Annotated in this window: 9 protein-coding genes; 5 read left to right on the top strand and 4 right to left on the bottom strand. The window is 65.7% G+C overall.

Annotation, left to right across the window (positions count from 1 at the left end; genetic code table 11):
• Positions 1 to 264: 264 nt before the first annotated feature.
• The gene (locus EU555_RS35430; RefSeq protein ID WP_135420022.1) at positions 265 to 990 is read right to left on the bottom strand and encodes a LexA family protein; all 726 of its coding nucleotides are present in this window, start codon (positions 988 to 990) and stop codon (positions 265 to 267) included.
• A gap of 159 nt (positions 991 to 1,149) precedes the next feature.
• On the opposite strand from EU555_RS35430, the gene EU555_RS35435 reads away from it, so the two are divergent.
• From EU555_RS35435 to EU555_RS35450, 4 genes are all read left to right on the top strand, one after another.
• Complete coding sequence (locus EU555_RS35435) at positions 1,150 to 1,404, top strand: hypothetical protein (protein WP_135420024.1); 255 nt, start codon at positions 1,150 to 1,152, stop codon at positions 1,402 to 1,404.
• A gap of 195 nt (positions 1,405 to 1,599) precedes the next feature.
• Positions 1,600 to 3,237 carry a DNA primase family protein gene (locus EU555_RS35440; protein WP_135420026.1) on the top strand — a complete coding sequence of 546 codons (1,638 nt, stop codon included), beginning with the start codon at positions 1,600 to 1,602 and terminating at the stop codon, positions 3,235 to 3,237.
• 1,459 nt (positions 3,238 to 4,696) lie between these two features.
• Positions 4,697 to 5,023, top strand: coding sequence for a type II toxin-antitoxin system RelE/ParE family toxin (locus EU555_RS35445; RefSeq protein WP_135420028.1), 327 nt, complete (start codon positions 4,697 to 4,699; stop codon positions 5,021 to 5,023).
• Positions 5,024 to 5,032: 9 nt separating this feature from the next.
• Positions 5,033 to 5,332 carry a helix-turn-helix domain-containing protein gene (locus tag EU555_RS35450; RefSeq protein WP_135420029.1) on the top strand — a complete coding sequence of 100 codons (300 nt, stop codon included), beginning with the start codon at positions 5,033 to 5,035 and terminating at the stop codon, positions 5,330 to 5,332.
• A gap of 79 nt (positions 5,333 to 5,411) precedes the next feature.
• On the opposite strand, the gene EU555_RS37580 is transcribed toward EU555_RS35450, so the two are convergent.
• Complete coding sequence (locus EU555_RS37580; protein ID WP_342636512.1) at positions 5,412 to 5,744, bottom strand: recombinase family protein; 333 nt, start codon at positions 5,742 to 5,744, stop codon at positions 5,412 to 5,414.
• A gap of 84 nt (positions 5,745 to 5,828) precedes the next feature.
• Entirely contained in the window at positions 5,829 to 6,344 is a 516-nt protein-coding gene (locus tag EU555_RS35460) for an HXXEE domain-containing protein (RefSeq protein ID WP_135420033.1), read from the bottom strand.
• A 666-nt stretch (positions 6,345 to 7,010) separates the two neighbouring features.
• On the opposite strand from EU555_RS35460, the gene EU555_RS35465 reads away from it, so the two are divergent.
• Positions 7,011 to 7,325 (top strand): hypothetical protein, encoded by a 315-nt coding sequence (locus EU555_RS35465; protein ID WP_135420035.1) that lies wholly within the window; start codon positions 7,011 to 7,013, stop codon positions 7,323 to 7,325.
• Between the two features lie 207 nt (positions 7,326 to 7,532).
• On the opposite strand, the gene EU555_RS35470 is transcribed toward EU555_RS35465, so the two are convergent.
• On the bottom strand, positions 7,533 to 10,381 hold a 2,849-nt coding region (locus EU555_RS35470), incomplete at its 5' end, for a beta strand repeat-containing protein (RefSeq protein WP_135420036.1).

The following is a 10,381-nucleotide window of genomic DNA, read 5'->3' on the forward strand; positions in this document are numbered from 1 at the left end:
TCTCCAGTCTCACCGATCGTGCGCCGGAAAACGCCCTCGATTGCGCCTCCGCCACAGTTCGATTGCGCGCCGCTACATGTAGCGGCCGTGCTCGTCGGTCATGTGCCGCGCCATGAACGCGTAGAGCGCGATGCAGGTCGCGGTGGGGTTATCCGGTGCGGATGCGGACACGTCTCGGCCCCTGAATTCGAGCCGAGATGTTGGATATTTAAACCCCGTCAAACGGGGATTAGGATATAGAATTCCCAATCGACCTTTCGGGCTTCACCGCTCCCAAGGCGCGCCGGGCTCGACCGTGTGAGCGACCCGGACCACCAGGCCGATGACCTCGATCGAGGTTCCTTCCTCCGGCTCCTCGCTGTTGTCGACCACGATCGGCTTGTGCCGGGCGTCCGTGGAGTCGGGCCAGAACTCGTGCCCTGTGTCGGTCGGCCGGTAGCGTTTGGCGGTGCGCTCGACGTCATGGCCGCCGTGGCGCTTACGCTCGAGAATCACCAGGTCGCCGGATCTAGGCTGGTCCCGGGTCTGGCGCGGATCGACGCAGTGCAGGAGCGCCCCATCCGGTGCCACGCGGTTGATCGAGGTCCCGCGCACGACAACGGCAAACTGCGCCTGGGCCGGCCAGCCCGGATCCGGCGCGAGGCTCTGGCCGGTATAGGAGGGGGCATCAACCATCGTGTCGACCTCGAGCCAATGACCGGCCGCGACCTCGCCGGCGATCGGCAGGAGGCCGAGGCGGGTGGTGAACTGGCGCGGCGCGCGCGCCGCCTCCGGTGCCCCATCGCCATAGGCCAGGTAAGCGGCCGTCGTCCGCAGGGCTCCGGCGAGGCGCCGAAAGGTCTCGATCCCGGGGGACGCGCTCTTGCGCATCTGCGCGATCCCCTTGTGGTGGCCGAAGGCCTCGAGGGAGACGGCGCGTTCGGTGGTCCCGAGGGCAGCGATCCGACCCTCGATCCGGGCGATGAAATCGGCCGTCGCTGTGTCGTTCATGCTAACCCCCTGATCTCGTTACGGAGGAATTTTTATTCCCGATTTCGGAGTGGGACAATCAGGGATCAGGCGGGATTTTCCGAACCTCGGGCCGTTGACGACGGGAAAAACTCATCCTCATATCCCCCGGCGATGAGACTGCGAGATCAACTCCTCCTGGTGGCGGACGCGTACCTGTCCCTGACGGACACGGCCGAGTCCCGCCTGTCCAAATTGCTGTTCGAGAACGGCAACAAATTCAGGCTCTTGCGCCGTGGCGCGGACATGCGTTCGGCCAACGTCGAGGATGCTCTCGCGCGTCTCTCCGCCTTGTGGCCGGAGGCCCGGTGGGCGCGTCCGGGCCGGACGATCGTGACCGACATGGCGCCGCCCGGCCTCGACTGGAACGACGTGCGTCGCCGGGCTCGCCCGTGACGCCTGCCCCCGCCCCCCTCGCCGGGGAGCGGTCTGCGCTCGCCGACGGCGAGGAGGGGCGGGGGCTGGTGCAGGCGATATCCGAACGCCGGCACGACCTGGAATTGCTCGAGGCGGCGCACTGCCACCTCGCGGCCCTGGCTCCGCGTGCGGGGGAGGCGGGGGCCCTGATGTCCCATCCCCCTGAGTTAGTGCATGCGTACCCCCCAGAACAGGCCGGCGCCCTCGGGCCCTGAGACCGGCGAGCCGATCGGCGCTGACATCGTCGCGGCGTGCGCCGAGCTGGAACAGAACGACACCGCCAACGGGCGACGGCTACTGTCGCATTTCGGCGCCGACCTCCTGCACGTGCGCGAGGTCGGGTGGCACACCTGGGCCGGGCGCCTGTGGCGTCGGGAGGGCGGCGACGAGGCCGTAACGCGCCTTGCGCAGCGCACCGCCCAGCGCATCGCCCTCGAGGCGGATGTGCTCGGCCTGATAGCGGGCGAGCGCGCGATCGTGGATGCGGCGCGCGAGCTGCGGCGCAAGAGCCCCGACGACCTGAACGCGGAGGACCGCAGCGCGATCGACGCGGCAGACGACGTGCTCGACGCGCTCGCCGGCCGGCGCGTCGCTCGCCGCAAGTTCTCAGTCCAGTCCGGCAACGCGCCAAAGATCAACGCGATGATATCACAGGCGTTGCCGTACAAGACGATCAGTCCCAGCGACCTCGACGCGGATCCGCTTCTGTTCAACTGCGAGAACGTAACGCTTGCTTTATCGCGGATCGTTGACCCGGAGAGTGAGGGCGATCAACATCTGCGTTATCGGTTGCGGGTCGATCCGGTCGAGCACAATCGCGCCCATTGCATCACGAAGCTTGCGCCGGTCGTTTATGACCCTAAGGCGACGTGCCCGAAGTGGGATGAATTCATGGAAAAATTCCAGCCGAACGAGAACGTTCGGCGGTTCCTGCAAGTCTTTCATGGATTGGCAATGACGGGCCTGACTGGCGCGCAGTGCTTCGTCTATAACTACGGAACGGGCGCGAACGGCAAGTCTACATTCATGGAGGCGCTCGCCGCGCTCTATGGCGGGTATTCCGACCTCCTCAACGCCGAGTCGATCACCGGCCAGGGGCAGCGGCGCGGCGATCAGGCAACGCCTGATTTCGCCGAGTTGCCAGGCGTGCGCTACCTGCGGATTTCCGAACTGCCGCGTGGGGAGGACCTGAGAGAAGCACTCGTCAAGTCGTTGACGGGCGGCGAAGAAATCAAAGCGCGCCATCTCAACAAGGGTTTCTTTAAGTTTAGACCATGCTTCAAGGCGGCCATGTCGGGAAACGACATGCCGAAGATTGGCGGCACTGACCACGGGATTTGGCGGCGGCTGCGCCTGGTGAAATGGTCCGTGATGATCCCCGAGGGCGAGCGGCGGCCGATGAAGGAGGTCCTGGCCGAGTTCGAGGCGGAGCGATCCGGGATCTTGAATTGGCTCCTCGCGGGACTGGACATCTATATGCAAGAGGGCTTGGTCACGCCGAAAGAAGTCACCGACGCTACACAAGCTTACCGCGATGAAATGGACCCGATCGCAGCATTCATGGAGGATTGCCTTGCCCAATGCGACGGTCATCATGAAACCGCGCGTGATGTCTATCTGGCCTTCGTCAGGTGGTGCAACGCCAATGCTATCCGCCCATGGAAAGAAACGTTCTTCGGTCGAGTCCTGCCGCAAAAGGGTATCGTGAAGGAAAAGACGCGCGTCCGCCGATACCTGAACATCAAGCTGCACGACGTGCCCGACGCGTCGGCCGAGGTCCTCGCACCCCCCGTGGGCGGGGAAGGGCGTTGATAACCCTCGCGCCAGGCCGAACGGCCTTGATTTCCGGCGAGGGGGCAGGGCAGCTTAGAGCGTCAGCGGTAAGTCGTGAGCCGCCCTGCGCGATAGTTCGCGAGTATTTGCGAGCCTTACCGACTAACTGTCGCGCAGAAAAAGCGCTGCAAATCCAGACGGATAGCCCGCACCCGCGAGCATCGCGAGGATTTTTCGCCCGCGCCCGTATATAGGAGGTTGGTGCTCCGTCGAAAAAACTCTCTCATATAACTATAAGATAGCTAAACCCTCGAAACCCTCGCAGAGGGTCAAGTAGGGACTTGAAAATAAAAGAGAAATGGCGGTGCGAGGGTTTGCGATCTGGGGTCGCTGCCCCTCGCTATCCTCGCACACGCCAGGACCGGACATGACGCGCACTGCCAGGCTGAAGGCGACGATCGAGGGCCCAACGTCGCCAGGCGCCACGCGCGCCGTGCCCCGGGGGACCCTGACCCCTATAGCGGCGCGACCTGGCGGACAGGCGCAGTACAGGGGTAGGGGGGTGCAAATACCTAGGCAGACGGATGCGCAGACCGGATGTTCAATCCCCAAAAATTGCGCGCGAAATTGGCGAAAATTTTTTTATTTGCACCTGAATTCGAGCTTGGCCGTTCCAGTGACTTAGCCGTAGGCCCGAACTCAGGTTGGGGGCAACGTGAAGCGGGGTTTCGTTCTATCTTGCCGGCGGCATGACGTTGCCAAAGCCCGCTCACGCCAGAGAACCCGGCCAACCGCCCGCATCGGCGCGACGGCTTGGGCCAGGATCGCCGCCCCGATCTCCAGCAACTCGGAACGCTCGGGGGCGTCCGCCCCCTTCCCCTCGCCGGTCGAGCCTCCGCCGGCATGGACCATGCGGTCACGGTCGACCACGTAGCACCGAGCCCGGCATGGAGCCGGCGCCGGTGCTGAGCTGCGCCGCGATGGCGTTCATGCGCATCCTTGAGGGAAGCTCGAACAGGTCGAGGGTCACGGTCCCCGCCCGTGGTCGTCCGTCTTCCGCCCGGAGATTGGTTTTGGGCGAGCGCGGTTGGTAGTATGCCCCTAGAAGCCACGACGTTGGCCACTGGCGCCCGTTCCGCTTCATGATGTGGTGTGGGACTGTCTTTCCCGGATCGAGGCTCCACGGGCCGTCCGAGCTCGCGTATCGTCCGCCGCGAAAGCGACACCGAACTCCTCGCCACGCCGAGCTGTGAGCCATACCGACACGTCGACCGGTCGCACGCAGCGTCAAGGCGGGCCCAGTGAGACTACGGCTTGCGCCGATAGAGCTCGATCAACCCCGAATAGCCCGGTGCGCCTGCTTCCGCGCGAGCGCCGCATAAAGGGTGGCTGCGAGCGGCTTGACCACGACCAGGCCCCAGCTCCCGCGCGAGCGCCGCATAAAGTGTTGTTCTTTCTGCGCCATTGACGTATATACGCCAGTGACTCAGAAATGGGTATGCCCGGCGATCTCCACACCGTCATCGAGACCGAAGTCTACCTGCGCACGGCCGAGAGGCTGATGACCGAGGCGGAGCGGGCGGCGGTCGTCGACTTCTTCGCGGCCAACCCGCAGGCCGGAGATGTGATCCCGGGCGCCGGCGGCCTGCGCAAGGTGCGGGTTCCCTTGGTGGGCCGCGGCAAGCGAGGCGGGGCGCGGGTCATCTCGTGCTTCGTCGGTCGGCGCGGCGTCTACCTGCTCCTCGCCTACGCGAAGAACGAGCAGGCCAACCCGACCCCGGAGCAGGCCCGCATCCTGGCCCGGCTGGTTGAAACCCTGTCCTGAGGAGGCACCATGGACGACGCCATGTTCAACGACCTGACCCGCAGCCTCGAGCAGGCCGCCGCCCATGCCCGCGGCGAGACCGTGCCGGGCCTGCGCGTCCACGTTCCCCGCGAGGTCGATGTTGCGGCGATCCGCAAGGCGACCGAGCTCTCTCAGGACGTGTTCGCCAGCCGCATCGGCGTCGCCGTCGGCACCCTGCGGAACTGGGAGCAGGGCCGCCGCAAGCCCGAAGGGCCCGCGCGCGTGCTGCTGGCGCTCCTGGAGCGGAACCCACGCCTCGTCGAGGAGACCCTGGGGGCGAAGGGGTGACGCGGCTGAACGAGGCTCGCCTCGGACCAGTACCGCCAGAGGTGGGGCCTGCCGCACCACCACCCGGCCGGCCCGCGTCTCAGGCCGTCCAGGTCATCACGCGGCGCACCTGGGTGGCTGACCACTGCCGGCCTCGTGCCGTCGGAATACCGCGCGCGTTGAGTGCGTCAGCAACAGCCCGCAAGGTCATGGCGCCGCCGGCTCGCACCTCGTTGATGACGGGCGTGACATGGGCAGCATGCTGCCTCGCCCGCTCCCGACGCACCTGGATGCTGGTCTGCCGGCCCTTGCACGCAAAGGGATCTATCCCGGTTTTCATTTTGCCTGCCATACCAAACTGGCAACGTCTCTGCCCGGGTCGGCACCGACAGGATAGACCTCCTCCTGGCTTAAGCTCGACCTGTAAGGCCATGCGCTGAGCCTGACGCGAGCATGAGAACCTTTGCTGCAGTATCCGGTTCAAGAAAATCGGATGTAGCCGAGAGCTGGAAGGCGCCTATAACCTCTGCCAACAATAGTTTCGACCGCAGGCGGACGGATTATTGGGAACTCTGGTCGAAAAACTCTGTGAGCGAACTCGCAGCATGACGATGGGATAGGCCATCGTCACTGCCCCTATAACGAAAGAGAAGATCATCGTTGTAACTGTGGCTTGGCCAGTTTGATGAGCCTTGGAAAACACAGCTAAGCTGCACGGGAGAAAGAGCAGAACCGCCGTGATCAGCCCCGGCGAAAAGCGTCGCGTCCGAGCGAATGGCAGGATGTGGAAGAAGATAGCGTTGATCAGCATCAGCGCCGCAAAACTCATCGGTGCCAGCGGCAGCTCGATCGCGAGCATCGCCTGCGCAACACCGAGGGCGATGACGACTGCATTAGTGACATAGAAATCGCTCCACTCCACTGGCAGCTTGAGCGCGTTTCGCGCCCAGTCTCGCCAGTTCAGTTGGTACTCTTCTAGGATGTGGAAGGCATAGGCAGCCATCGCTATCCAAGACAATGCATTAAGGGTCATGCTTCATCCCACTGCAAATACCGAAACATAGCGTGATACCGATCACATTCACAAGCTTGCACGTTCGCAAACCAACCCAAAAAGTCCTTCGCACGATCAAGCTGATCTGACTAAATCTAATGTCCCCTGCTGTAGCTTCTGTGCCGGAACCGCGCAGAGCCGGATGAGCGATGCGATGTGCGAGGTGCAAGATCAATCTGAACACGTTCCGCCGAGCTTTTGTGAAGATGATCTTGAATTATTTCGGCGGATTTTACGATGTTTTAACTTAGCAACTTTGCGGATCTGAAAATTAAATTCCGGAGATGGGCGCATAAGATTGGCGTATGGAACGCGAAACAGCCCATCCTGGAAGTCCTTGGAAGGTCTTGCGCAGAGCTCGGCGGCGGGCGCAATCGATAGCCGGTCTATTGGCTCCTGGCTGGACCTTGCGGCGGCTGGCCCGATCTGGGCTAGACTGCCCGCGCCTGCTGGTGGCTTCCCTCTCCCGGCGGGCGGCGGGTCGGGCTCGGAATACTTCGATCCCGGGTCCGACCCGCTTCCGAAACTAGACGCTCGCGCAGGCGGCCGGGTACATCCCGAGGAAGGTCTGGAAACCTTAGAAGAAACGGGATAGCGGCAGGCCAGTCGCCGCGCTCTCATCGTCTGCACGCTAAGAGGCACATCATGCCCCGCTACATCATCATCGACAGGAACAGCGGCTACATCTGGGGTGACAGCGCAGACTTCGGCGCCGGTCGCCACAGGAGCCTCGACCCGATCCTCGCCTGCCGCCTCCTGGACGAGAGTATGCGCGAGCCTCGCCGAGAGTACGAGGAAGTCAGCCACGACGACGATCGCGCGACTTACGATGTCTACGAAGATACCGGCACTGGCGAGGCTATCCCAGTCATCCTCGAGGGCCGGGACAAGGAGACCATCAACACAGTCATTTCATCCTGCAAACGCGTGGCGACGATCATGTCGAGAGCAGCCAAGTAAATTGGAATACCTACCTGCGCGTCCACGCTCATACCGGCACGAGCCGGTGAAGCAGGAGGGCATGATCCCGATCTGAAAGAGCAAGCGATGTCGGGCGGAGAGACCTACAAGGCGAAGCTTCTGACCGGGCCGTCGTCACTGATTGAGTTTGCGGCCCGGCATAGCGCCGGACCGCAAGGTTCACGAGGCGGGTGAGCTCATCCGACATCAGGCGAAGAAGAGCTGATCCTGGATCTGGGCCACGGTGAAGTTCTGGACGATCACACCGCCAGTGCCGCCCAGCTGCGTCGTGCTGACCAGGACGTCGCTGCCCTGCTGCGTCACCTGCAGGCTCGACGGCGACATCCCCAGGAAGGTCAGGGCATCGGTATCGCCCGCCGCCTCGTGGAAGTCGGTTACCAGGTCGAACACCCCGGCCTGGAAGTCGCCGGCCTGGAACGCGAAGGTGTCCGAGCCGGCCCCGCCGACGAGGGTGTCAGCACCCTGGCCGCCATACAGGAAGTCGTTGCCGGCCTGGCCGTAGAGCTGGTTGGCGCCGCCGTCGCCCTGGAGGTTGTCGTCGAAGTTGGAGCCGACCAGACCCTCGATGCTGGTGTAGCTGTCGCCCGCCGCCTCACCGGTGTTGAAGCCGGATAGGTACAGCACCGCCGTGACCCCGGCGGAAGCGTAGTCGTAGCGCGCCAGGTCGAAGCCGGCGCCACCGTCGAGGCTGTCGGCGCCCTCGCCACCCCAGAGGTTGTCGTCGCCGTTTAGGCCGTAGATCTGGTTGGCCCCGGCATCACCCTGGAGGTTGTCGCCGAAGCCTGAGCCGACCAGCCCCTCGATGCCGGTATAGGTGTCGCCCGCCGCCTCCCCGGTGTTGAGGGTGGCGTTGGACAGCACCGCCGTGACCCCGCTCGCGGCGAAGTCGTAGCGGGCGAGGTCGAAGCCGGCGCCGCCGTCGAGCCCGTCGCCGTCCTCGCCGCCCCAGAGGCTGTCGTTGCCATCCCCGCCCGAGAGGCTGTCCTTGCCGGCCAATCCGTAAAGCTGGTCGTCCCCGGCCTGGCCGTAGAGCTGGTTGGCGCCGCCGTCGCCCTGGAGGTTGTCGGCGAAGCCCGAGCCCACCAGACCCTCGATGTTGGCGTAGCCGTCGCCCGCGGCCTCCCCGGTGTTGAAGACGGCGTTGTACAGCACCGCCGTGACCGCGCTCGCCGCGTAGTCGTAGCGCGCCAGGTCGAAGCCGGCCCCACCGTCGAGGCTGTCGGCGCCCTCGCCGCCCCACAGGTTGTCGTTGCCGTCCCCGCCCGAGAGGCTGTCGCTGCCCGCCAAGCCGAAGAGCTGGTCGTCGCCCGCCAGGCCGTAGAGCTGGTTAGCCCCGCCGTCGCCCTGGAGGTTGTCGGCGAAGCCTGAGCCGACCAGGCCCTCGATGCCGGTATAGGTGTCGCCCGCCGCCTCGCCGGTGTTGAAGCCGGAATTGTACAGCACCGCCGTCACCCCGGCCGCGGCGTAGTCGTAGCGGGCGAAGTCGAAGCCGGCGCCGCCGTCGAGCACGTCGCCGTCCAGGCCGCCCCAGAGGCTGTCGCCGCCGTCCCCGCCCGAGAGGCTGTCCTTGCCCGCCAGGCCGAAGAGCAGGTCGTCGCCGCTCAGGCCGTAGATCTGGTTGGCGCCGGCATCACCCTGGAGGTTGTCGCCGAAGCCCGAGCCGACCAGCCCCTCGATGCCGGTGTAGCTGTCGCCCGCCGCCTCCCCGGTGTTGAAGACGGCGTTGTAGAGCACCGCCGTCACCCCGGCGGACGCGTAGTCATAGCGGGCGAAGTCGAAGCCGTTCCCGCCGTCGAGCACGTCGCCGTCCTCGCCGCCCCACAGGCTGTCGCCGCCGTCCCCGCCCGAGAGGGTGTCCTTGCCGGCTTGGCCGAAGAGCAGGTCATCGCCGGCCTGGCCGAAGAGCTGGTTGGCGCCGCCGTCGCCCTGGAGGTTGTCGGCGAACCCTGAGCCGACCAGCCCCTCGATGCTGATGTAGGTGTCGCCGGCCGCCTCGCCGGTGTTGAAGCCGGCATTGTACAGCACCGCCGTGACCCCGCTCGCGGCGTAATCGTAGCGCGCCAGGTCGAAGCCGGCGCCGCCGTCCAGGCTGTCGCCGCCCTCGCCGCCCCAGAGGTTGTCGCTGCCGTCCCCGCCCGAGAGGCTGTCGGTGCCCGCCAGGCCGAAGAGCTGGTCGTCGCCCGCCTGTCCGTAGAGCTGGTTGACCCCGCCGTCGCCCTGGAGGTTGTCGGCGAAGCCTGAGCCGACCAGGCCCTCGATGCTGATGTAGGTGTCGCCGGCCGCCTCGCCGGTGTTGAAGCCGGCATTGTACAGCACCGCCGTGACCCCGCTCGCGGCGTAATCGTAGCGCGCCAGGTCGAAGCCGGCGCCGCCGTCCAGGCTGTCGCCGCCCTCGCCGCCCCAGAGGTTGTCGCTGCCGTCCCCGCCCGAGAGGCTGTCGGTGCCCGCCAGGCCGAAGAGCTGGTCGTCGCCCGCCTGTCCGTAGAGCTGGTTGACCCCGCCGTCGCCCTGGAGGTTGTCGGCGAAGCCTGAGCCGACCAGGCCCTCGATGCTGATGTAGGTGTCGCCGGCCGCCTCGCCGGTGTTGAAGCCGGCATTGTACAGCACCGCCGTGACCCCGCTCGCGGCGTAATCGTAGCGGGCCAAGTCGAAGCCGGCGCCGCCGTCGAGCACGTCGCCGTCCTGGCCGCCCCAGAGATTGTCGCTGCCGTCCCCGCCCGAGAGGGTGTCCTTGCCCGCCAGGCCGAAGAGCTGGTCGTCGCCGGCCAGGCCGGACAGGACGTTGCCATTCGCGTCGCCGGTGAGCGTGTCGCCGGCGCCCGCGACGTCGGCTCCGATCAGGATCTCGACCGAGGTGTAGGTGTCGCCGGCGGCAAAGCCGGTGTTGCCACCCGGGCTCGACAGGTTCGCCACCACCGAGGCGCCCGCATCCTGGTAGGAGGCGGTGTCGGTCCCGATCCCGCCGTCGAGGACGTCGGCGCCGGCGCCGCCGACCAGGGTGTCGTTGCCGTCGCCGCCGGACAGGGTGTCGTTGC

Source organism: Methylobacterium nonmethylotrophicum, from assembly GCF_004745635.1.
Taxonomy (GTDB): domain Bacteria; phylum Pseudomonadota; class Alphaproteobacteria; order Rhizobiales; family Beijerinckiaceae; genus Methylobacterium; species Methylobacterium nonmethylotrophicum.

Bases quoted from the DNA above. Each gene is read 5' to 3' on its own strand.
- EU555_RS35430 (WP_135420022.1), bottom strand. From the start codon at position 990: ATGAACGACACAGCGACGGCCGATTTCATCGCCCGGATCGAGGGTCGG.
- EU555_RS35440 (WP_135420026.1), top strand. From the start codon at position 1,600: ATGCGTACCCCCCAGAACAGGCCGGCGCCCTCGGGCCCTGAGACCGGC.
- EU555_RS37580 (WP_342636512.1), bottom strand. From the start codon at position 5,744: ATGGCCTTACAGGTCGAGCTTAAGCCAGGAGGAGGTCTATCCTGTCGG.
- EU555_RS35445 (WP_135420028.1), top strand. From the start codon at position 4,697: ATGCCCGGCGATCTCCACACCGTCATCGAGACCGAAGTCTACCTGCGC.
- EU555_RS35450 (WP_135420029.1), top strand. From the start codon at position 5,033: ATGGACGACGCCATGTTCAACGACCTGACCCGCAGCCTCGAGCAGGCC.
- EU555_RS35460 (WP_135420033.1), bottom strand. From the start codon at position 6,344: ATGACCCTTAATGCATTGTCTTGGATAGCGATGGCTGCCTATGCCTTC.
- EU555_RS35465 (WP_135420035.1), top strand. From the start codon at position 7,011: ATGCCCCGCTACATCATCATCGACAGGAACAGCGGCTACATCTGGGGT.